This window comes from Streptomyces sp. NPDC005722 (genome assembly GCF_040630935.1).
In the GTDB taxonomy this organism is placed as follows: Bacteria; Actinomycetota; Actinomycetes; order Streptomycetales; family Streptomycetaceae; genus Actinacidiphila.
Window position 1 is genome coordinate 129,891 of record NZ_JBEXYN010000010.1, and the last position, 20,996, is coordinate 150,886.

The 20,996-nt window shown below is 72.9% G+C and carries 19 protein-coding genes and 1 tRNA gene; 12 read left to right on the forward strand and 8 right to left on the reverse strand.

What is annotated here, in order from left to right:
* Positions 1 to 32: 32 nt before the first annotated feature.
* Entirely contained in the window at positions 33 to 2,534 is a 2,502-nt protein-coding gene (locus ABZ479_RS14905) for an ABC transporter permease (RefSeq protein WP_500461966.1), read from the reverse strand.
* A 45-nt stretch (positions 2,535 to 2,579) separates the two neighbouring features.
* On the reverse strand, positions 2,580 to 3,350 hold the full coding sequence (locus tag ABZ479_RS14910) for an ABC transporter ATP-binding protein (protein ID WP_500461967.1): 771 nt from the start codon (positions 3,348 to 3,350) through the stop codon (positions 2,580 to 2,582).
* 363 nt (positions 3,351 to 3,713) lie between these two features.
* Here ABZ479_RS14910 and ABZ479_RS14915 point away from each other — a divergent pair.
* The 6 genes from ABZ479_RS14915 to ABZ479_RS14940 all read left to right on the forward strand — a co-directional run bounded on the left by ABZ479_RS14915 (position 3,714) and on the right by ABZ479_RS14940 (position 9,168).
* A tRNA-Leu gene (locus ABZ479_RS14915) sits at positions 3,714 to 3,799 on the forward strand.
* Between the two features lie 122 nt (positions 3,800 to 3,921).
* A complete protein-coding gene (locus ABZ479_RS14920) occupies positions 3,922 to 4,500 on the forward strand; it encodes a DUF6461 domain-containing protein (RefSeq protein ID WP_500461968.1) in 579 nt (192 codons plus the stop codon).
* 53 nt (positions 4,501 to 4,553) lie between these two features.
* Positions 4,554 to 4,949 carry a VOC family protein gene (locus ABZ479_RS14925; RefSeq protein WP_500461969.1) on the forward strand — a complete coding sequence of 132 codons (396 nt, stop codon included), beginning with the start codon at positions 4,554 to 4,556 and terminating at the stop codon, positions 4,947 to 4,949.
* A 53-nt stretch (positions 4,950 to 5,002) separates the two neighbouring features.
* A complete protein-coding gene (locus ABZ479_RS14930) occupies positions 5,003 to 6,514 on the forward strand; it encodes a metallophosphoesterase family protein (protein WP_500461970.1) in 1,512 nt (503 codons plus the stop codon).
* 274 nt (positions 6,515 to 6,788) lie between these two features.
* Entirely contained in the window at positions 6,789 to 8,084 is a 1,296-nt protein-coding gene (locus ABZ479_RS14935; RefSeq protein ID WP_500461971.1) for an alkaline phosphatase, read from the forward strand.
* Positions 8,085 to 8,304: 220 nt separating this feature from the next.
* Entirely contained in the window at positions 8,305 to 9,168 is an 864-nt protein-coding gene (locus tag ABZ479_RS14940; protein ID WP_500461972.1) for a Bax inhibitor-1/YccA family protein, read from the forward strand.
* Positions 9,169 to 9,253: 85 nt separating this feature from the next.
* On the opposite strand, the gene ABZ479_RS14945 is transcribed toward ABZ479_RS14940, so the two are convergent.
* On the reverse strand, positions 9,254 to 9,484 hold the full coding sequence (locus ABZ479_RS14945) for a DUF4287 domain-containing protein (protein ID WP_500461973.1): 231 nt from the start codon (positions 9,482 to 9,484) through the stop codon (positions 9,254 to 9,256).
* A 106-nt stretch (positions 9,485 to 9,590) separates the two neighbouring features.
* On the opposite strand from ABZ479_RS14945, the gene ABZ479_RS14950 reads away from it, so the two are divergent.
* A complete protein-coding gene (locus tag ABZ479_RS14950) occupies positions 9,591 to 9,914 on the forward strand; it encodes a hypothetical protein (RefSeq protein WP_500461974.1) in 324 nt (107 codons plus the stop codon).
* Between the two features lie 7 nt (positions 9,915 to 9,921).
* On the opposite strand, the gene ABZ479_RS14955 is transcribed toward ABZ479_RS14950, so the two are convergent.
* The gene (locus ABZ479_RS14955) at positions 9,922 to 10,734 is read right to left on the reverse strand and encodes a hypothetical protein (protein ID WP_500461975.1); all 813 of its coding nucleotides are present in this window, start codon (positions 10,732 to 10,734) and stop codon (positions 9,922 to 9,924) included.
* 253 nt (positions 10,735 to 10,987) lie between these two features.
* Positions 10,988 to 12,208: an acetyl-CoA C-acetyltransferase gene (locus ABZ479_RS14960; protein ID WP_500461976.1), complete on the reverse strand. Its 1,221-nt coding sequence runs from the start codon at positions 12,206 to 12,208 to the stop codon at positions 10,988 to 10,990.
* A gap of 175 nt (positions 12,209 to 12,383) precedes the next feature.
* On the opposite strand from ABZ479_RS14960, the gene ABZ479_RS14965 reads away from it, so the two are divergent.
* Both ABZ479_RS14965 and ABZ479_RS14970 read left to right on the forward strand, forming a co-directional pair.
* Complete coding sequence (locus ABZ479_RS14965; protein ID WP_499600226.1) at positions 12,384 to 12,803, forward strand: helix-turn-helix transcriptional regulator; 420 nt, start codon at positions 12,384 to 12,386, stop codon at positions 12,801 to 12,803.
* Between the two features lie 10 nt (positions 12,804 to 12,813).
* The gene (locus ABZ479_RS14970) at positions 12,814 to 13,230 is read left to right on the forward strand and encodes a VOC family protein (protein WP_499600227.1); all 417 of its coding nucleotides are present in this window, start codon (positions 12,814 to 12,816) and stop codon (positions 13,228 to 13,230) included.
* 661 nt (positions 13,231 to 13,891) lie between these two features.
* On the opposite strand, the gene ABZ479_RS14975 is transcribed toward ABZ479_RS14970, so the two are convergent.
* Positions 13,892 to 14,917, reverse strand: coding sequence for an SGNH/GDSL hydrolase family protein (locus ABZ479_RS14975; protein ID WP_500462033.1), 1,026 nt, complete (start codon positions 14,915 to 14,917; stop codon positions 13,892 to 13,894).
* Between the two features lie 116 nt (positions 14,918 to 15,033).
* Positions 15,034 to 15,870, reverse strand: coding sequence for a helix-turn-helix transcriptional regulator (locus ABZ479_RS14980; protein ID WP_499600228.1), 837 nt, complete (start codon positions 15,868 to 15,870; stop codon positions 15,034 to 15,036).
* A 201-nt stretch (positions 15,871 to 16,071) separates the two neighbouring features.
* On the opposite strand from ABZ479_RS14980, the gene ABZ479_RS14985 reads away from it, so the two are divergent.
* On the forward strand, positions 16,072 to 17,457 hold the full coding sequence (locus ABZ479_RS14985; RefSeq protein ID WP_499600292.1) for a cystathionine beta-synthase: 1,386 nt from the start codon (positions 16,072 to 16,074) through the stop codon (positions 17,455 to 17,457).
* 390 nt (positions 17,458 to 17,847) lie between these two features.
* Positions 17,848 to 18,669 carry an inositol monophosphatase family protein gene (locus ABZ479_RS14990; protein WP_500461977.1) on the forward strand — a complete coding sequence of 274 codons (822 nt, stop codon included), beginning with the start codon at positions 17,848 to 17,850 and terminating at the stop codon, positions 18,667 to 18,669.
* Between the two features lie 417 nt (positions 18,670 to 19,086).
* On the opposite strand, the gene ABZ479_RS14995 is transcribed toward ABZ479_RS14990, so the two are convergent.
* Complete coding sequence (locus tag ABZ479_RS14995; protein ID WP_500461978.1) at positions 19,087 to 19,533, reverse strand: hypothetical protein; 447 nt, start codon at positions 19,531 to 19,533, stop codon at positions 19,087 to 19,089.
* A gap of 85 nt (positions 19,534 to 19,618) precedes the next feature.
* Here ABZ479_RS14995 and ABZ479_RS15000 point away from each other — a divergent pair, with 85 nt between their 5' ends.
* Positions 19,619 to 20,971, forward strand: a complete 1,353-nt coding sequence (locus ABZ479_RS15000; RefSeq protein WP_500461979.1) for an acyl-CoA synthetase — start codon at positions 19,619 to 19,621, stop codon at positions 20,969 to 20,971.
* Positions 20,972 to 20,996: the final 25 nt, after the last annotated feature.

The window sequence follows — 20,996 nt, forward strand, 5'->3', positions numbered from 1 at the left end:
GGCCCCCGCCCCCGGCGTCTGCCGCCGTACCGCTACTCGGCCTTGATGGCCTCCAGCATGTTCAGCCGGGCCGCCCTCCGGGCCGGCCACAGCGCGGCCAGGACACCCACCACGGCGGCGATCGCCACGAAGACCGCGATCCGGTCCCAGGGCAGCACCATCGCGTAGCTCGGCAGCTCGGGCCGGATCAGCCCGCCGACCGCCCAGGCGAGGAACACCCCGAGGCCGAGGCCCAGCACCGCGCCGAAGAGCGAGATCACCAGGGACTCCAGCCGGATCATCCGCTTGACCGCGGCACGGTCCAGTCCGATCGCCCGCAGCATGCCGATCTCGTGCTGCCGTTCGAAGACCGACATCGCCAGCGTGTTGATCACGCCCAGCACCGCCACCAGCACGGCCATCGCGAGCAGCCCGTAGAGGATGTTCAGCATCAGGTCGATCGTGGAGCTGAGCGCGCGGGAGATGTCCGCCTTGTCCTGCACCTTGACGACCGGGTTGTCGCCGAGCGCCTTCACCAGCGCGTCCTGGTGGGCCTCGGAGGGGCCGTCGGCCATCTTCACCAGCACCCGCATGTCCCCGGCCTTCGGGGTGTGCGGGGTCACCGTGGCGTTGTCCATGATCACGCCGTTGATGAGGTCGCCGCCCACGAAGACGCCGCCGATCGTCAACCGCCCCTTGGTGCCGTCGTCGTAGCGCACCGGCAGGCTCTCCCCGAGGTGCCAGCCGCGCCGCTTCGCGGTGTCGGAGTCCACGACCACGGAGTCGCCGCGCGCCGCGGCCAGGGAGCCGTGGGTGAAGTCCAGGGCCAGCAGCCGTTCGATCTGCGGCGCGTCGACGCCGGTGACCCACTCGTCCTCGCCGTCCAGCTCGGTGTGCGCGTCGCGCACGGCGCTGGAGTCGCTGACGCCGTCGGTGCCGGCGACCTGCTTCGCCACCTCGGGGGACAGGTTCTGGCCGGTGGCCATGGTGATCTGGTAGTCGGCCCTCAGATGGGCGGCCGCCAGCTCGTCCACCGTGGTCTTCACCGAGATGGCCACCACCGTGAGGGCGGTGATCAGGGTGAGGCCGATCATCAGGGCGGAGGCCGTGGCGGCCGTGCGGCGCGGGTTGCGCACCGAGTTCTGCCGGGCGAGCTTGCCCGTGACCCCGAAGGGCCGCAGCAGCGGCGCGGCCGCGGCGACCACCGGCCGGGACAGCAGCGGGGTGAGGACGAAGACGCCGATCAGCAGCAGCCCGGCGCCGCCGCCGAGGACCATGTTGCCGCCGTCCTTCATCCCCGAGCCGGCCACCACCAGGACGATGCCGGCCGCCGACAGCAGCGCGCCGAGCGTGTTGCGCAGCAGCAGGCCCTTGACGGTGGCCGGGGCGTGCACGCTGCTCATCGCCGCGACCGGCGGGATCTTCGCGGCCCGGCGGGCCGGCAGCCACGCGGCGAGCACGGTGACGCCCACACCGACCGCGAGCGCCACGCCCGCCGTGCCGGGCTGCACGGCCAGGGCGCCGTCGGGCAGTTCCGCGCCCGCCGAGCCGAGCACCGCCCGCATGACGGCCGCGATGCCGATGCCCAGCAGGAAGCCGGTCACGCCGGCCACCGTGCCCACGACGAGGGCCTCACCCAGCACCGAACGCGTCACCTGCCGGCGGCTGGCGCCGACCGCGCGCAGCAGCGCCAGCTCCTTGGTGCGCTGGGCGACCAGCATCGTGAAGGTGTTGGCGATGATGAAGATGCCCACGAAGAGCGCGATGCCGGCGAAGCTGAGCAGGGTGGTGTTGAACTGGCTGAGGTCGGAGGCGATCTGCCGTGCCTCGTCGTCCGCCAGTCGCTGTCCGGTGGTCGCGGTGGCGTCCTTGGCGTAGCGCGGCAGGAGCTTCTCGATCCCCGCCTTCAGCGTGGCCTGCGCGGTGCCCGGGGCCGCCTTGACGTCGATCTCCTCGTACGTGCCCGGCTTGCCGAAGAGCTTCTGGGCCGTGGCGGTGTCGAAGAGCACCAGGCTGCCGCCCGCGGCGACGTTGCCGTCGTCCGTGCGGAAGACGCCGGTGACCTTCTGCCGCATCACCGGGCCGTCGATGGACATCCGGACGGTGTCGCCGACGCCGTAGCCCGTCCGCTCGGCGGTCCTGGAGTCCAGCACGATCTCGGCGGAGGTCCGCGGGGCGCGTCCCTCGCTCATCGGGTAGCGGCTCGCACCGGCGTAGTTGCCGCCGCGGGTGGACCAGCCGTCGCCGACCAGCCGGCCCTTCTTGTCGGCGATGGCGGTGAAGCCCGTCACGGTCGCGGTGGTGGACTCGGCGCCGGGCAGCCGGCGGATCTCGTCCACCAGCCGCTGGGGGAGCGGGTGGTCGACGTCGCCGTAGGTGACGGCGACCGAGACGTCGGAGTAGCTCCGGGCGGAGGCCTTGCGGAGGGCGTTGCCGATGGTGTCGGTGAACACCAGGGTGCCGGAGACGAAGGAGACGCCGAGCATCACGGCGAGCACGGTCATCAGCAGTCTGGCCTTGTGCGCGAGGACGTTGCGCAGGGCGGTACGGAACATGTCAGGGCTTGTCTCTCGGTCGTGGCTCGTGGTCGGCGGCGGGGATCAGCTGGTGCGGCCCTTGGCGTCGAAGCGCTTCATGCGCTCCAGCACCGTGTCCGCGGTCGGGCCGTGCAGCTCGTCGACGATCCGGCCGTCGGCGAGGAAGACCACGCGGTCCGCGTAGGAGGCGGCGACCGGGTCGTGGGTGACCATGACGACGGTCTGGCCGAGCTCCTTCACGGAGTTGCGGAGGAAGCCGAGGATCTCCGCGCCGGAACGGGAGTCGAGGTTGCCGGTCGGCTCGTCGGCGAAGATGATCTCGGGCCGGCTCGCCAGCGCCCGGGCGACCGCGACGCGCTGCTGCTGACCGCCGGAGAGCTGGGACGGCCGGTGCGACAGCCGCTCGGACAGCCCGACGGTCTCCACGACGCGGTCCAGCCACTGCTTGTCGGCCTTGCGGCCGGCGATGTCCATCGGGAGCGTGATGTTCTCCGCGGCGGTGAGCGTCGGCAGCAGGTTGAACGCCTGGAAGACGAAGCCGATCTTGTCCCGGCGGAGCTGGGTGAGCTGCTTGTCCTTGAGCGCGGACAGCTCGGTGTCACCGATCCGCGCGGAGCCGGAGGAGACCGTGTCCAGGCCCGCCATGCAGTGCATCAGCGTGGACTTGCCCGAGCCCGAGGGCCCCATGATCGCGGTGAACTCGCCGGCGCGGAACTCGACCGACACCGCGTCGAGCGCGACGACCCGGGTCTCGCCCTCTCCGTAGACCTTGCTGAGGTCGACGGCACGGGCGGCCGTGGCCGTGGCGGTGGGGTGTGCGGTGGTGGTGGTCACGGCACGCTGCTCCTGTCGGGACGGGGGAGTCGATCGGACCCGTCCATCGTCCCGACGGGAGACGTCGTCGGGATCCATCCACATCGTGGTTCTGCAGGCAGTCCCGAGAGGTACGCGCGGACCCCCGCGTACTACTCGGGTATGACGGGGACCCCGAGATCCCGCCTCCGGGTGGAAGCGATTTCGCGTCATCTGCGGGGAGCCGGGTCCGCTGCCCGGACCGCCCCGGGCCTGTGCTTTCCTCCGGACCGGTCAAATCTGATGGCTCGTCAGGCAGCCTTAAAATCAGACAACATGACGATTCCGGGGCCCTGTTCCACCCGCCCCGCCGGATAGGCTCGTACTGCGCTCCGGCGTCGCCCTGCCCGGATGGTGGAATGCAGACACGGCGAGCTTAAACCTCGCTGCCCCTTGCGGGCGTACCGGTTCAAATCCGGTTCCGGGCACCACCTCTCCCGCCGACGCCGCGGGGCCGCCCCGGTGCGTAGTGTGGCGGCTGACCGGCCGCGGGGAGGAGCGCGTCATCCTTCCGGCGTACGGCGGAGCCACACATCGTGCGGGGGGAGTTCCTGTGACGGACGACGGGATCCGGTGGATCGCCGGGGCCTTCGACACCTACTGCCTGACCTTCGCCCGCGGGCTGGAGGTCGCCGAACTGGTCCGCCGGATGGACGGCGACCCCGGTGCGATCCGCACGGGAGTCTCCGCCGACGCCGCGATGCACTGGGCCTTCGAGAAGGGGCCGGTGGCCCGGCTCGGCACCTGCGGCGGATGGGCCTTCGCCCTGGAGCACTGGAGCGCCGAGGGCATGGACCGCCGGACCCTCCGGGAGGTCTCCCGGGGGACCGAGGCGGTCGTGTACCTCAACAGCGGCACCCCGCCCCGGTGGTTCCTCCACGCCGAGGACGGCCGGGTCGTCGGCGACTTCGAGCCCGGTGTCGAGGCCGCCCAGCTCGGCGGCGACGACCCGGGCCGGCTGGTGCCGGCCATGCAGCAGGTGGGCCTGCTCCTCCCCGACGGGACCTCCGCACCCGACGCCGACGGGGAGGACGAGATCCTGGAGATGGGCGAACGCCACTTCGGCCTCACCCTGCCGCGCGACACCGTGGAACACGGCACCCTGGCCGCGGTCTGCTTCGCGCCCTTCTGACCACCCTGCCCCGGCCCGTGAGGGACGCCCGGCACACCACAACTGGAGGAGACATGACCGTGCTGCGTGTGAAGGCCTTCGACCACCTGGTCCTCAACGTCGCCGACGTCGAGCGGTCCCTGGCCTTCTACACCGGGCCGCTCGGCCTGGAGCCGGTGCGCGTGGACGAATGGCGCGCCGGGAAGGCCCCGTTCCCGTCGGTGCGGATCACCCCGGAGACCATCATCGACCTGGTCGCGGGCCCCCGCGGCGAGTCCAACGTCGACCACATCTGCCTCACCGTGGAGCCGCTGGACTGGGAAGAGGTCGTCGCCTCGGGGGTGTTCACGGTCCTGGAGGCCGGTGTGCGGCGGTTCGGCGCGCGCGGCGAGGCTCTGTCGACGTACGTCTCGGACCCGGACGGCAACACGGTGGAACTGCGCTGGTACCCGCAGGACGCCCAGGACTGAGGGGAGTCGCGGGCGCCGGGGGCGGTGTCCGGGCCGGTTGCTACAGTGCGCCCGTGTCCGACTCCTCGCGTGAATCCCTGGCCGGCGCCGGCTGGGAGAGCCAGCAGCCCGGCGCCTACCGTGAGTTGATGCCGGCCCGGGTGGTCAACCTCTCGTGGCTGGACCCGGCGACCCTGTGGAAGGCCCGCAACGGGCCGCTCGCCTCCCTGTTCGGCGATCCGACCGGCCGGGACCGGCAGCGCTGGGTGGACGGCCAGCGGCAGCGGGGGGCGGCCGGCGCGGACCTGGTGATCGAGCGGGACGACCCCGACGCGTTCTCCTTCCTCCTCCTCGGCGACACCGGCGAGGGCGACGACCCGCAGTACGCCGTCGTCCCCGGGATGCTCAAGGCAGGCGCCGGCACCCGCTACGCCGTGATCTGCAGCGACGTCCTCTACCCGGTCGGCAGCGCCGACGAGTACGACACCAAGTTCTTCCGGCCCTACCGGGACTACGACGCCCCCGTGTACGCCATCCCCGGGAACCACGACTGGTACGACGGACTGACCGGCTTCATGCGGGTGTTCTGCCGCGCCCCCGCCCTGCCGCCCGTGCCGCGCCCCCGTCCGCTGTCCCGCGCCTGGTGGCGCACCCTGCTGTGGGCGAAGCCCGACGTGCCGGACGACGCCCGGCTCGACGCGGCCCGCCTGATGCGCTCGGCGCCCTCCCAGACGGCCTCCCAGCCCGGCCCGTACTGGGCGATCGACTCGGGGCCGATACGGATCATAGGCATCGACACCGGCCTGCTCGGCGACATCGACCGGGAGCAGGGCGAGTGGCTGCGCCGGGTCTCGCTCGGCCCCCGCCCCAAGATCCTCGTCACCGGCTCCCCGATCTACGTGGACGGCGAGCACCACCCCTGCGCCGTCGAGGGCGGCGGCACGGTGGACGAGGTCGTCCGTGACCCGGAGCGCAACTTCGTCGCCGTGATCGGCGGCGACATCCACAACTACCAGCGCTACCCGGTCGACGTGGACGGCCGCAGGATCGAGTACGTCGTCTCCGGCGGCGGGGGCGCCTTCATGCACGCCACCCACACGATCCCCCGGGTGGAGGTCGGCGGCGTCACCGAGGACCGCTTCCGCTGCTACCCGATGCGCGGCGACTCCCTCGCCTTCTACAGCCGGCTCTACGGCCGACGCCTCCACCTGCGCCGGCTGTTCGACCTGACCCCCGACGAGGCGTCAGCGGTCCTCGCCCGGCGGCTCGGCGTCGCGGCCACCCGGACCACGGGCGCCCGGGTGACCCTGCGGACCCGTTTCGTCGCGAGCGTCCTGGGCGCCCCGCCCCGCCCGGACCGCAGGCGCCGGCTACGCCTGCCCGTCCGCCGGATGCTCACCCGCCTGCTCTCCCCGGGCTCGGCGACGTACAGCCCGCCGTTCTTCAAGAGCTTCCTGCGGCTGGACGTCAGCCCCTCCGCCGTGCGCGTGCGCTGCTTCGCCGCCACGGGCCTGCTCGCGCACGAGCTGGACCCGCCGGTCGAGGACGACTTCACCATCGCCCTGCCGGGCGCGAAAGCGGTGTGAGCGGGCCGCAGGGCCGTCCAGGACCCCTCCGCGCTGCGCGCATCGCGGGCCCGCGCGACCGCGATGATCTGCGCGAACGGGCCGGAAACAGGGGGGTGTGCGGCCCTGTGCGGCGTGGCGCCCGGGCTACCTGTACGGACAAGTCCGGGCCTACGCTTTTACCGTCACCTGAAGGTTCCGTTGCGTTCTGGACATCTGCGCTTAGTCAACCTTCCCCCTAAGGCTCCTAAGTTCACGACCAAGCAATGGCAAGCAGTGAGCAACGGAGGTCGTTGTGTCCGAGGGTGTTCGCAGGGCCCGACGGTTCGCCGCGCCGGTGGCGGCCGCCGCCGCTGCCGCGGTGGTGACCATGGTGATCAACCCGACGCTGGGTGCGTCGGCCACGGCTCCCCAGACCGCAGGCAAGGGCAAGGCCCCGGCCGCGAAGAACGTCATCTTCATCAACGGCGACGGCATGGGTGCCGCTGCCCGGCAGGCCGCGCGCCTGCACCTGAGCGGCCTGAACGGTCAGCTCGCGATGGACAAGCTCCCCTACTCGGGCCAGCTGACCACCGAGCCCGACGACCCGAAGGCCATCATCACCGACTCCGCCGCGGCCGCGACCGCGTGGGCCACCGGTGAGAAGACCTACAACGGCGCGATCAGCGTCGACGTGGACGGCAACCCGCTGGCCACCCTGGGCCAGCAGGCCAAGGCCGCCGGCAAGGCCACCGGTCTCGTCACGACCGCGCAGGTCACCGACGCGTCCCCGGCCGCCTTCTTCTCCAGCACCGCCAACCGGTCGGCGCAGGACGAGATCGCGCGCCAGTACATCGAGGTCAGCAAGCCCGACGTCATCCTGGGCGGTGGCGAGGACTGGTGGCTGCCCGCGGGCGACGCCGGCGCCTTCCAGGACAAGCCCGCCGAGGACACGTCCGAGGCGAGCAAGGGCACCAAGGGCGACCTGATCAAGAAGGCCCAGAAGGCCGGTTACTCCTACGTCCACAGCGCGGACCAGCTGAACCGCGCCAAGGGCGGCAAGCTCCTCGGCCTCTTCGCCAACGAGGAGATGTTCCAGCAGCGCCCCGAGGGCCAGGGCGACGTCTACAACCCGGTGGTCGGCCTGTCCACCATGACCAGCAAGGCCCTGAGCACGCTGGACAAGAACAAGAAGGGCTTCTTCCTCATGGTCGAGGAGGAGGGCACCGACGAGTTCGCGCACTCCAACAACGGCACCCGCACCCTGCAGTCCATGCAGGAGCTGGAGAAGGCCGTGGCCGTGGCCCGCGCCTACGTCGCCACCCACCCCGACACCCTGCTGGTCGTCACGGGTGACCACGAGACCGGCGGCCTGGCCGTCGAGGAGGCCGACGCGGCCGACGAGTCCGGCGACGGCATCTCCGCCGAGGACGGTCCGTTCAGCATCCGCGGCAGCGACAAGACCTTCTACATGGACTGGACCACCTCGGGTCACACCGGCGTGGACGTCCCGGTCACCGCGGCCGGCCCGCTGGCGGACCGCTTCACCGGCAAGCACGCCAACACCTACGTGCACGACGTGCTGAGCGAGATCCTGGCGACGCGTCGCTGATCGACGACCCGACGTCCGGCGGGTGCCGGGGAGGGGGCTTCCCCTCCCCGGCACCCGCCGTCCGTCCCCGGGCGGTGTGGCGCCGCTGAGACGGGGAAAAGGCGTGGTGGCAGGCATGGCGGGTGGCGCAAAAGATCCTCCTTGAGGCGTAGGCGACCCGCTTTGCCATACCATTACTCTTGGTGCGAAGCCGTATCGCGCGGCCATGGAGGAGTGACAGATGAGGAGCAGCAACCCGGTCTTCTCGCGGCGTGGGTTCTCCCGCGGGGAGGGCTACGCGGGCTTCGGCGGTCAGCCGCAGGCGCAGGGCGGGCCCGGCACGGGCGCGAACCCCTACGCGGGCACGAACCCGTACGCGGGCAGCAACCCCCACGACACCACGTACCAGGCCCCGCCGGCCGCCCCCGCGCAGACCGGCCGGATGACGATGGACGACGTCGTCATGCGCACCGCCATGACCCTGGGCACCGTGGTGCTCGGCGCGCTCGTGGCATGGTTCGTGCTGCCGGTCTCGGAGAAGAGCTACGGCCTGGCGATCGGCGCCTCGCTCGTCGCCCTGGTCCTGGGCCTGATCCAGTCGTTCAAGCGTGAGGCCTCGCCCGCGCTGATCCTCGGCTACGCGGTCTTCGAGGGCGTCTTCCTCGGGATCTGGAGCAAGATCCTCAACTTCATGTGGCCGGGCATCCCGCTGCAGGCCGTGCTGGGGACCATGGCGGTCTTCGTCGGCATGCTGGTGGCGTACCGCACGCGCCTCATCCGGGTCACCGCGCGCTACACCCGCATCGGCATGGCGATCGCCATCGGCTTCGTCATCCTGATGTTCGTCAACCTGATCGCCGCCATGATCGGCGGCGGTGACGGCCTGGGCCTGCGCAGCGGTGCGCTGGGCATCGTGGTCGGCGTCATCGGGATCGCGCTGGGCGCGTTCTTCCTGTCGCTGGACTTCAAGCAGATCGAGGACGGCATCCAGTACGGCGCTCCGCGCCAGGAGTCCTGGCTGGCGGCCTTCGGCCTGACGCTCTCCCTGGTCTGGATCTACCTGGAGATGCTGCGGCTGATCGCGATCCTGCGGGGCGACGACTGAGTGCGCTGACCCGCGAGGGACAGTCAACGGGCCCCGGAGGCAGTGCCTTTCGGGGCCCGTTCGCATGCGCGGTGGGGGAGGCGCGTCAGCCGAACCTCCGCGCGGCCCGCCTCAGGTCGTATTCGTGGACGATCGCCTTGGCGTGTCCGTAGGAAAGGTCGTGCTCGCTGCGGAGCCAGCTGACTTTCTCATCGAAGCGGAGGAATGCGGGCCCGTCGTCGACCGTGCGAAGCCATTCGCCGATCTCGCGGCCGGTGCATTGCGGGATGTGGGAGAGCAGGTTCCGGTGGGTCTCTTCCGAGAAGGTCTGTGACATCGGCGCCTCCGGTATGCGTTCCGGTCACCCCACCGTGCCTGAGCCGTCGACCGTTGGCAACAGTGCGACGCGCTCGGTTGTGTGTACGCACCGGTAGGCTCGCCGGGTGCTCGACTGTACGACGCTCCGCGACGCCGCCGGTCTCCTGGCGTCCCGTTACCGTTCCCTGCCGCAGAGCCGGCTCCGCGGCGAGGTGGCCCGCGAGGGCCTGGAGCTCGCCCGTGAACTGGCCGTCCGCGCACAGCGGATCGAGTCCCCCGGGCGGGAACCGCTGACGATGTCGGACGAGGGGGTCTTCGCGATCGGCGACCAGCTCTCGGTGGCCGCCCACGACCTGGCCGCCGCGCTGGAACCCCACCCCGAACTGGCGGACGTACGCGACGCGGCCGTGTCCCTGATCCGGGACACGGCCGCGCGCTGCGGTCTCTAGGGGCCGGCTACAGCGAGGCGACCACCCGGTCGGCCAGCACGTAGACGGACTCCTCGCCGTAGGTGAAGGTCAGCGCGTAGCCGCCGGCGACGGCGGAGCCGCCCAGCAGGACCGGGGACTCGCCGCGGTCCAGGGCCTCGCAGAGGCGGTCGGCGGTGTCCCGGTCGCCCGGGGTCATGCAGAGCGTGGTGCCGTCGGCGAAGACGTACACGTCGAGCGTGCCGAGCGGGCCGGGCCGGACGTCGGCGAGCGGCATCCGCAGGTCGGCGAGTTCGGAGAGCCGCTCGGCGGTCTGCTCCTGGTTGGCCACGACCGGCGCGGGGACGCCGAAGTCGGGGTCGGAGGGGTGTCGCAGGGGCACCGGGCCGCCGGGCTCCAGGCCCGCGAGGTCGGCCTGCCGGGGCAGGAACGGGCCGTACGGGAGCACCTCGTAGTCGGTCCCCGCGGTGCCGGGCACGGGACCTGCGCCTGGGCCGCCGAAGAGCTGGGCGTCGAACTGCGGGTCGACGAGGGCCTCGCCGGCCTCGCCCGTCCCGTAGCCCAGGGGGGCCTCCTGCGCGGCCCAGAAGGCGCGTGCCTCGGCCAGTTCGCGCTCCCGCTCGTCGGCGAGCGCGTCGGCGACGGCCGTGCGGATGGCCTCGGCGTCCGGAGTGCTGCGCGCCGCGGGCACCGCGGTCGCCCGTGCGGCACGGGCCTCGGCCAGGTCCGCGCGCAGAGCCGCGACGTCACGACGTACGCCGCGTGTGGCGAGCAGCGCGGCGGCGCCGGCGGCCACGGCGGTTGCCGCACCCGTCAGCAGGACGAGGAACATGGCGCTCACTGGCGTACTCCCGACTGTGCTTTCCCGAGCCTGGCCCCCTGTACACCACCACTCTGCACCGGAATCCATGGCCTCTGCAGTGCGGAACGTCACGAAATGGGAGGGTCGAAAGTCTCGGACCGCAGGGGTGGCACACCCCTGACCTGCATAAACGACCGCCCCCGGGATTAGGTCACATCCCGGGGGCGGTTCGATTGCGACTTGTGCCTCGAACGTATGTCCGAGGGCCCCGCAGGGGGCCGTAGGGGGTCCGTTACGACAGGCGCTCGATGACCATGGCCATGCCCTGGCCGCCGCCGACGCACATGGTCTCCAGGCCGAACTGCTTGTCGTGCCACTGGAGGGAGTTGATGAGCGTGGTGGTGATGCGGGCGCCCGTCATGCCGAAGGGGTGGCCGACCGCGATCGCGCCGCCGTTGACGTTGAGCTTGTCGAGGTCGACGCCCAGCTCCCGGTAGGAGGGGATGACCTGCGCGGCGAAGGCCTCGTTGATCTCGACCAGGTCGATGTCGTCGATGGTCAGCCCGGCCCGCCGCAGCGCCTGGCGGGAGGCCTCGACCGGGCCGAGGCCCATGATCTCCGGGGACAGGCCGGAGACGCCGGTGGAGACGACCCGGGCGAGCGGCGTGATGCCGAGCTCGCGCGCCTTGGTGTCGCTCATGACGACCAGCGCCGCGGCGCCGTCGTTCAACGGGCAGCAGTTGCCGGCGGTCACGGTGCCGTCGGGGCGGAAGACCGGCTTCAGGCCCTGCACGGCCTCCAGGGTGACGCCGGCGCGCGGGCCGTCGTCCTTCGCGACGACCGTGCCGTCGGGCAGGGTCACCGGGGTGATCTCCCGCTCCCAGAAGCCCTTCTCGATGGCCTGCTCGGCCAGGTTCTGCGAGCGGACGCCGAACTCGTCCTGGTCGGCCCGGGTGACGCCCTTGAGGGCGGCCAGGTTCTCCGCGGTCTGGCCCATCGCGATGTACGCGTCCGGGACCAGGCCGTCCTCGCGCGGGTCGTGCCACTCGCCGCCGCCCTGCGCGGCGCGGGCCGCGGTGCGGGCCTCGGCCTCCGCGAAGAGCGGGTTGTGGGTGCCGGGCATGCCGTCGGAGCTGCCGTTGACGAACCGGGACACGGTCTCGACGCCGGCCGAGACGAAGACGTCGCCCTCGCCCGCCTTGATCGCGTGCAGCGCCATCCGGGTCGTCTGCAGCGAGGAGGAGCAGTAGCGCGTGACCGTGCAGCCCGGGAGGTGGTCCATGCCCATCTGCACGGCCACGATCCGGCCCAGGTTGTGGCCCTGCTCGCCGCCGGGCAGGCCGCAGCCCAGCATCAGGTCGTCGATCTCGCGCGGGTCCAGCTGCGGCACCTTGGCGAGGGCCGCCTGGATGATCGTGGCGGTCAGGTCGTCGGGACGCAGGTCCTTCAGGGACCCCTTGACGGCCCGGCCGATGGGCGAACGGGCGGCAGATACGATCACGGCTTCGGGCATCGCGACTCCTCGACGAGGCGGCGGGGGTACGGCTGGGACTCTCTGGGAAGTTACCTGTACGTAGCGGAGCGAGTCACGGCTTGGACGCTGTGACGCGGACCTCTTTCTGAGCGCTTGCTTAGTCCATGATGGCGCATCCTCGTGGCGAACGCGCCCCCCGTGCGATGCTGGGCCGGTGAATCCGGACGACCTGGTACGGCTGCGGCGCGCCCGCGACGCGATGGACCGCGACTACGCGGACCCCCTCGACGTCACCGCGCTGGCCCGCACGGCACTGATGTCCCCCGGCCACTTCTCGCGCAGCTTCCGTGCCGCGTACGGCGAGAGCCCGTACAGCTACCTCATGACGCGCCGGATCGAGCGCGCCAAGGCCCTGCTCCGGCGCGGCGACCTCACGGTCACGGAGGTCTGCTTCGCGGTGGGGTGCACCTCGCTCGGCTCCTTCAGCTCGCGCTTCACCGAGCTCGTGGGGGAGACCCCGAGCGCCTACCGCGCCCGCGACCACGGGCCGGGCGCGCCGATCCCGGCGTGCGTCGCGAAGCGGTACACGAGGCCGGTCAGGAACAAGGAAGCGAAGCCGGCCGCGCGGGCCTAGCGTGGTCCGCATGGACATCACGCTGTCGCAGTGCTTCATCGCCGTCGACGACCACGACAAGGCGCTTCCCTTCTACCGCGACGTCCTCGGCCTGGAGGTCCGCAACGACGTGGGGTTCGAGGGCATGCGCTGGGTGACGGTCGGCTCTCCCGACCAGCCGGGCGTGGAGATCGTCCTCGAACCGCCCCTGGCGGACCCCAGCGCCTCCGACGCGGACAAGCGGGCCATGAGCGAACTGCTGGCCAAGGGCATGCTGCGCGGGGTCATCTTCGCCACCAGTGACGTCGACGCCACCTTCGAGCGCATCCGCGACGCGGGCGGCGAGGTCCTCCAGGAGCCCATGGACCAGCCCTACGGCGTCCGCGACTGCGCCTTCCGCGACCCCTCCGGCAACCTGCTCCGCTTCAACCAGCGCAAGGCCGGCTGACGCCGGCGGGCCTGGGTTGCCGTGTTCCGGGCGGTCCTGCGACGGGGTCTGCTTCGTGCTCGCGCCGCTCGGCTGACGCCGGCGGCCCGGGGGTTCCCGGCCGCCCGGGGGCCGTTTTCCGGCGGCCGTCCTGTGGCGGGCGGGCCCGGGTTGTCGTGCCGGTGGTTGCGCCGCAGGGCCAATGCCGGTGGCCCGCGGGGCGGTTGCCAGCGGCTGTCTTGTGGTGGTCGCGGGCCCGGGTCGTCGCGCCCGCCACCGCGCTACGGCCCGGGGGCGCGGCCGCGGCTGCGGCGGGCGCCGACAAGGCGGCCTTGTGCGTCCGTGACCGCGACTCGGCCGCGGGCGCAGCGGACCAGTGGACGGCGGCAAGCTGCCGCTCCGGCGCCAGCCCACAGGCGCCTTCCGCGGAGGGCGGCGGTGGGGGGATGACCTTGCTGCGGGCGCAGCGGACCCCGGACGGTCGCGGTCGCCGGGCGGAGGTCTCGCCGGGGCCCACGCCGCCTCCGTCGGAGGGCGGCGGTGCGCGCCGAGTGCCCCTGCGGTGGCCGATCGTCCGGGGTTCGGGTGGGTGGGTGGGAGACGGCCCGCCGCAGGCGCAACGGACCCGCGGACGGCGGCGGCGCGTACCGCCGTCCGAGGGCCCGCGCCCCGCCGGGAGGCCCTAGTTCTGGGCGGCCTCGGCCGCCGCCGTGGCGGCCGGTTCGGTCGCGTCGGGGAGGCGGCGCCGGCGGCGCCGCTTGAGCAGGGCCCAGCGGCCGCGGGGGCCGGAGACCGTGCCGGCGGCCGCGGTGACCTCCGTACCGGCCTCGCCGGCGGCTTCCGCGGCAGCCTGGGCCACCGGGAGGAAGCCCTCGCCGCGCCGGGCGTCGGGGCGCTCGTCCTCCTCGGGCCACAGCCCGACGGCGGAGCAGAGGGTCGGCAGCATCGCCATGGCCGCGGTCGCGTACCCCTCGGCCGAGGGGTGGTAGTTGTCCGGGCCGAACATCTCGCGGGGGCGGGACTCGAACTCGGGCCCGAGCAGGTCGCCCAGGGAGACGGTGCGGCCGCCGATGCCGACCACCGCGATGGTCTGCGCCGCCGCGAGCTGCCGGCTCAGCCGGCGGGCGATCCAGCGCAGCGGCTGGTAGACCGGCTCGATCGTGCCCAGGTCGGGGCAGGTCCCGACGATCACCTCGCAGCCCGCCTCGCGCAGCCGCCGTACCGCGTCGGACAGGAGCCGCACCGAGACGGCCAGTGGCATCCGCCGGGTCACGTCGTTCGCCCCGATCATGATCACGCACAGGTCGGGTGCCGTACCGGGGCCGGACCCCAGCAGGAGATCGACCTGGCGGGCCAGGTCGTCGGACTGTGCGCCGGGATTGGCCACGTTGACCATCCGCACCGGCCGTTCCGCCACCGCCGCCACCCCGGACGCCAGCAGCGCACCGGGGGTCTGGCTCGCCCGGTGCACCCCCTGGCCCGCCGCCGTGGAGTCACCCGCGAGGGCCAGCACGATCGGCCGCTCGTCGGTGCTCAGCGCGAAGGCGGCGCCGTACACCCCGTCCGCGCGGGGCGGGACGGCGTCGGAGCCGCCCACGGCCCGGCGGGCGAGCGCGCCCTCGGTCAGCAGCAGGCCGACCGCGGCGCCGCCCAGCAGCCCGATGCCGCCTCCTCCGTACGCGGCGGCCGTAGCGATCCGCCGCGCCACCCTTGCCCTGGACAACGTCCACCTCCCGCGCCGGGTGTGCGGGCCCCCGTGGCCCGACCCGTACAACGATTTGTTGCCCCGTCCGATGCCCGCCGCAACCGCTGGGCGGCCCGGACTCAGGTCAGCCGCTGCTGGGCGACGAACCAGGCGAGCTGGGTGCGGTTGGCGGTTCCGGTGGACTCCATCAGGGACCGGATCCTGCGCTGCAGCGTGCGCAGGGATATCCCGAGCTGGGAGGCGATCGCCTTGTCGGGCAGCCCGGACATCAGCAGCGAGAGCAGTTGCTCGTCCAGTTCGGGGGAGCCGGGGAACTCCGGGTCCTCCTCGGTCTCGCCGGGCGAGGGCATCCGCAGCGGCGTGCCGCGCAGCCAGCGGTCCTCGAAGAGCTCCAGCAGCGCGTCCACCAGCACCGAGGGGTGGAGCAGCAGCAGTCCGGCGGAGGAGACCACGGACCGGTCGCGGCCGCCGGACAGCGGCAGCAGCGCCCGCTCGGCGTCGACGATCATCAGCTTCATCGGCACGCTCGGCGCCGCCCGGGCCAGCTCGCCCGGCTCGACGAAGCCCGGCATGTCCGCCGCCCCCGGGTAGACCAGGGCGGTGGTCTCGTACAGCGAGCGGTACTCCACCCCCGCGGTCAGCCGCTCCTTCTGCACCACGTTGCCCGCCGCGGCCACGTACGGCGGCCGGACGAAGGTCAGCACCTCCTTGCGGGCCTCGCGCTGCAGCTGCTCGATCATGTGCTGCTGCTCCGCCTCGCCGTGGATCACCTCGGCGATCCCGCCCGGCATCACCGGCTCGGCCGGCCGCGCCGGGCGCACGGCGGCCAGCGCCGTCAGCCGTTCCCGCACCGCGGCGAGGCCGGACTCCACGGCCGCCAGACCGCTGAGGGCGGCGAGGTAGTCGGCGTTGCCCGGGCCCGCGCCGGCGGTGTCCGGGTGCTTCTCGTCAGGCATGGCCCACCCCCCGGTTGTACAAGCCCGGTGTCGTAAGTGCGACGTGTCGTGATCGCGCCACGGTGCGACTCTACAACCGGACCTTCCGGGGCGTACGTAACACCAATGTGAAGGGTGCGACGCCCGGTCCCCGAGGGGGCCGCCCCCCGCCGCAAAACCGCTTACCCTGGCCTCACAATCACGGAGAACCCGGAGACAATGGTGCAGTTCCACGACTCGATGATCAGTCTCGTCGGCAACACCCCGCTGGTGAGGCTCAACAGCGTGACGGCAGGGATCCAGGCGACCGTCCTGGCCAAGGTCGAGTACTTCAACCCCGGCGGTTCGGTCAAGGACCGCATCGCGCTGCGGATGATCGAGGCCGCGGAGAAGAGCGGCGAACTCAAGCCCGGCGGCACGATCGTGGAGCCCACCTCGGGCAACACGGGTGTGGGCCTGGCGATCGTGGCCCAGCAGAAGGGCTACCACTGCATCTTCGTCTGCCCGGACAAGGTCTCCGCGGACAAGATCAACGTCATGCGGGCCTACGGCGCCGAGGTCGTGGTCTGCCCCACCGCCGTGGACCCCGAGCACCCGGACTCCTACTACAACGTCTCCGACCGGCTGGTGCGCGAGACCCCGAACGCCTGGAAGCCCGACCAGTACAGCAACCCCAACAACCCGGCCTCGCACTACCACTCCACCGGCCCGGAGCTGTGGGAGCAGACCGAGGGGAAGATCACGCACTTCGTGGCGGGCGTCGGCACCGGCGGCACCATCTCCGGCACCGGCCGCTACCTGAAGGACGCCTCGGACGGCGGAGTGAAGGTCATCGGCGCCGACCCGGAGGGCTCCGTCTACAGCGGCGGCTCCGGCCGCCCGTACCTCGTCGAGGGCGTCGGTGAGGACTTCTGGCCCACCGCCTACGACCGCACCGTCGCGGACGAGATCGTCGCGGTCTCCGACAAGGACTCCTTCCAGATGACCCGGCGCCTGGCCAAGGAGGAGGGCCTGCTCGTCGGCGGCTCCTGCGGCATGGCGGTCGTCGCGGCGCTCCGCGTGGCCGAGCGGCTCGGCCCGGACGACGTGGTGGTCGTGCTGCTGCCGGACTCCGGCCGCGGCTACCTGTCGAAGATCTTCAACGACGAGTGGATGGCCGACTACGGCTTCCTGGAGGAGGGCACCGGCCAGGCCCGTGTCGCCGACGTCCTGGACCGCAAGGACGGCGGCCTGCCGCACCTGGTGCACATGCACCCCGAGGAGACCGTCGGCCAGGCCATCGAGGTGCTGCGCGAGTACGGCGTCTCGCAGATGCCGATCGTCAAGCCGGGCGCCGGCCACCCCGACGTCATGGCCGCCGAGGTCATCGGCTCCGTCGTGGAGCGGGAGCTGCTCGACGCGCTGTTCACCAAGCGCGCCACCCTCGACGACCCGCTGGAGCGGCACATGAGCGCGCCGCTGCCGCAGGTGGGCTCCGGCGAGCCGGTCGGCGACCTGATGGCCGTGCTGGGCTCGGCCGACGCGGCGATCGTGCTGGTCGAGGGCAAGCCGACGGGCGTGGTCAGCCGCCAGGACCTGCTCGCCTTCCTCGCCGAAGAGGCCAGGTAACGGCACCCCCCGGAGGATCCCGGGCGAATCCCGGGCGACCCCGGGCGACCCCGGGCGGGTCCGCCGCGGGTTCGCGGAAGTGGTACACCGGCGTCACGTGTCCGCAGCACGCATTTAACACGGCTCCGGCACATTGGTGGATGTCGGCGGACGGCACACCGGTCGCCCGGCCGACACCACGGATGTGGCGCCAAGGACCTCCGGAGCGGCTCCCGGACCTCCATGGTGACCCCAAGGACGCGTGGCCCGGCCCTGATCCGGCCCGCGTCCCTCGCGGGGACCGCCGTCGTCCCGCCCCCCGGGTGACCGGGGGTGCGGCGGTTCCCGCGCTATCTGTGGAAGAGCGGTCCGCGCCCCCGCGCGGACCGCTCTTCTGGTTGAGTGGCCGCCGTGATCAGCGCGCAGACGTTCGCAGCCGTCGAGGAGTCCATACGCACCGCGGCCGACGAGGAGGCGCTCGCCCGCTTCGGCCGTCTCGCCGAGGGCGACGTCGACGAGAAGAAGGGCCCCCTGGACCTCGTCACGGTCGCCGACCGCCGCATCGAGGAACGCCTCACCCGTACGTTCACCCGCCTGCTGCCGGGCTCGGCCGTCATCGGCGAGGAGGCCGTGCACGCCGACCCCGCGCTGCTCGGGGCGCTGCTGGGCGACGATCCGGTCTGGATCGTCGACCCGGTCGACGGCACCTCCAACTTCGTCCGCGGCGACTCCTCGTTCGTCACCCAGGTCGCCCTCGCCGCCCGCGGTGAGCTGCTCGCCTCCTGGACGTACCGGCCGGTCGACGGGGTCCTCGCCACCGCCCGGCGCGGTGAGGGCGCGTACGCCGGGGGCCGGCCGCTGCGCCTGGCCGCGGGCGGCGCGCGGGACGCGGACGAGGTGCTGCTGGTGGCCGGCGCCCGGCCCGCGCACCTCACGGCCGACCAGCACCGGCGGCTGTACGAGACGGGGGCGGCACACGGCGTCAAGCCCTGGGCGAGCGGCTCCGCCGGCTGCGACTACCTCGACGTCGCCCTCGGGCGGCTCGACGCGGCCACCTACGCCTACGACAACCCCTGGGACCACTCCCCGGGGATCCTGCTGGTCGCCGAGGCGGGCGGTACGGTGCTCGGCGCGGACGGGCTGCCGTTCCGCATGGCCGCGGGGCCGCTGCCCTTCGCCGCGGCCCGCGACGAGAGCGCGGCCCGCCGTGTCGTCGCACTGCTCACGGCGTAGTGGCGCGCCGGCGCCGGTGGGCCCGGGCAGCGCTGTGACGTCTTTCGGGTGACGGGGTTGTCCACAACCCGCGGGTCATCCACAGGATTCGAGCAAGATCATCTTGTGGGCGGCGTTCCGCCTACCGTCCTTGACATGGGATCGACCACCGCAACTCATCGCCGTCGCAGGCAGCCGTCCGTATCCGTGGTCGCCGCGGCATCCGCGGCATCCGCGGCAGCCACGGCAACCACGGCAACCACGAGCGCGGCCGCGACCGCGGCCGTCCCTGCCACGCTCCTGGAACGGGCCGCCGCGCTCTTCGAACGTTCTCCCCCACGCCCCGAGCGGCGGGGGAGCCGGGCGCGCGGGCGGCCACCCGTGCGTCGGGTCGTGCGCCCTCGACGCGTGCGGGGAGCGCCCGCCGCCGTCAGGCCGTCAGTCCTCCCAGGCGTCCTGGTCCCTGTCGCGGCGCGGGGAAGCGCCCCGCTCGTGGAGGAGCCACCCCAGCGAGTGGGCCGCGTTGACGGCGACGATGCCGACCCACGCGACGAGCAGCCCGGGCAGGTCGGCCTTGTCGGCCGCGATGGCGGACAGCGGGATGGCCATGATCAGGGAGAACGCGCCGAAGCCGTAGCGGGCGCCGAAACGGCCGCCGCCGTGGCCCCGCGCCTCCGGGCCGACCCGGCGACCGGAACGGGCGAACGCCGTCTGGTTCTCTGCCAGTTCACGGCGCACCCGCCGCTCGACCTGGGAGTCGATGCGCCGGTCCATCTTCTCCAGGAAGGAGTCGATGAGGGCGGATTCGTACTCCTCCCCCAGGTCCTTGCGCGCCTGGAGGGTGGCGGCGAATTCCTTCTTGAGCTCAGGGTCACGGGCGTCCATGACGCCACCGTACGGACCGGGCGGCCCCGTGGCACTGGGGGAAACCCCCGAACCTTCCCGGGGATCGCCCCAGTAGGGTCGTCCCGTGACCGGACACGTGCCGCGCCTGCTGACCGCCCTCCACCACGCCCCGTCCGACCGCCCCGACGCGGTCACCGTCGACGGACGCCCCTGCTCACGCGAGGAACTGCTCGGCGCCGCGGCTGCCTTCGCGGCACGTGTCGCGGGTGCCCCGGCGGTCGCGGTGCACGCGACGCCGTCCCTGGAGACGGTCGCGGCGGTCGTCGGGGGCCTCCTCGCGGGCGTCCCCGTCGTCCCCGTGCCGCCCGACGCGGGTCCGGCCGAGCGCGACCACATCCTGCGCGACTCCGGGGCCGTGCAGGCACCCCCGGCCGTCCTCACCGAGCGCGGGTCCTGGGACGGCCCGGAGCCGGACCCGGACACCACGGCCCTCGTCCTGTACACCTCGGGCACCACCGGGGCGCCCAAGGGCGTGCTCGTGTCGCGCCGGGCGGTCGCCGCCGACCTGGACGCCCTCGCCGGGGCCTGGGAGTGGACCGCGGAGGACACCCTCGTCCACGGGCTCCCGCTGTTCCACGTGCACGGTCTGGTGCTCGGCGTGCTCGGCGCGCTGCGCACCGGGAGCCGCCTGGTCCACACCGGCCGGCCCACCCCGCAGGCGTACGCGGCGGCCGGCGGCAGCCTGTACTTCGGCGTGCCGACCGTCTGGGGCCGGGTCGCGGCGGACCCGGACTCCGCCAGGGCGCTGAGCGGCGCCCGGCTGCTGGTCTCCGGCAGCGCGCCGCTGCCCGCGCCGGTCTTCCGGGACCTGGCGGCGCTGACCGGGCAGCGGCCGGTCGAGCGCTACGGCATGACGGAGACCCTGATCACGGTGAGCACCCGGGCGGACGGTGAGCGGCGCCCCGGCTCGGTCGGGCTGCCGCTGCCGGGGATCCGCACCCGGATCGCGGCGGAGCCCGGCGCGGAGATCGGCGAGCTGCAGCTCACCGGGCCCACGCTCTTCGACGGCTACCTGGGGCGGCCGGAGGCGACCGCCGCCTCGTACACCGAGGACGGCTGGTTCCGCACCGGTGACATCGCGGCGATCGAGCCGGACGGCATGCACCGGATCGTCGGGCGGGCCTCCACCGACCTGATCAAGTCCGGCGGCTACCGCATCGGCGCGGGCGAGGTGGAGAACGCCCTGCTGGACCACCCCGCGGTGCGCGAGGCGGCCGTCGTGGGCGCCCCGCACGCCGACCTCGGCCAGGAGATCGTGGCCTACGTGGTGGCGGACGGGGTCGGCGAGCGCGAGCTGATCGACTTCGTGGCCGGGCACCTGTCCGTGCACAAGCGCCCCCGCAAGGTCCGCTTCCTGACCGAACTGCCGCGCAACGCGATGGGCAAACCGCAGAAGAAGCTGCTGCCGCCCGCGTGAGCGGGGCCGCCTTGCCGTCCTGCAT

What these genes read in the sequence shown, in the direction of transcription:
- ABZ479_RS14940 (WP_500461972.1), top strand. Translation starts at nt 8,305, where the DNA reads ATGAGGAGCAGCAACCCGGTCTTCTCGCGGCGTGGGTTCTCCCGCGGG.
- ABZ479_RS14980 (WP_499600228.1), bottom strand. Translation starts at nt 15,870, where the DNA reads ATGCCTGACGAGAAGCACCCGGACACCGCCGGCGCGGGCCCGGGCAAC.
- ABZ479_RS14970 (WP_499600227.1), top strand. Translation starts at nt 12,814, where the DNA reads ATGGACATCACGCTGTCGCAGTGCTTCATCGCCGTCGACGACCACGAC.
- ABZ479_RS14960 (WP_500461976.1), bottom strand. Translation starts at nt 12,208, where the DNA reads ATGCCCGAAGCCGTGATCGTATCTGCCGCCCGTTCGCCCATCGGCCGG.
- ABZ479_RS14905 (WP_500461966.1), bottom strand. Translation starts at nt 2,534, where the DNA reads ATGTTCCGTACCGCCCTGCGCAACGTCCTCGCGCACAAGGCCAGACTG.
- ABZ479_RS14925 (WP_500461969.1), top strand. Translation starts at nt 4,554, where the DNA reads ATGACCGTGCTGCGTGTGAAGGCCTTCGACCACCTGGTCCTCAACGTC.
- ABZ479_RS14995 (WP_500461978.1), bottom strand. Translation starts at nt 19,533, where the DNA reads ATGGACGCCCGTGACCCTGAGCTCAAGAAGGAATTCGCCGCCACCCTC.
- ABZ479_RS14945 (WP_500461973.1), bottom strand. Translation starts at nt 9,484, where the DNA reads ATGTCACAGACCTTCTCGGAAGAGACCCACCGGAACCTGCTCTCCCAC.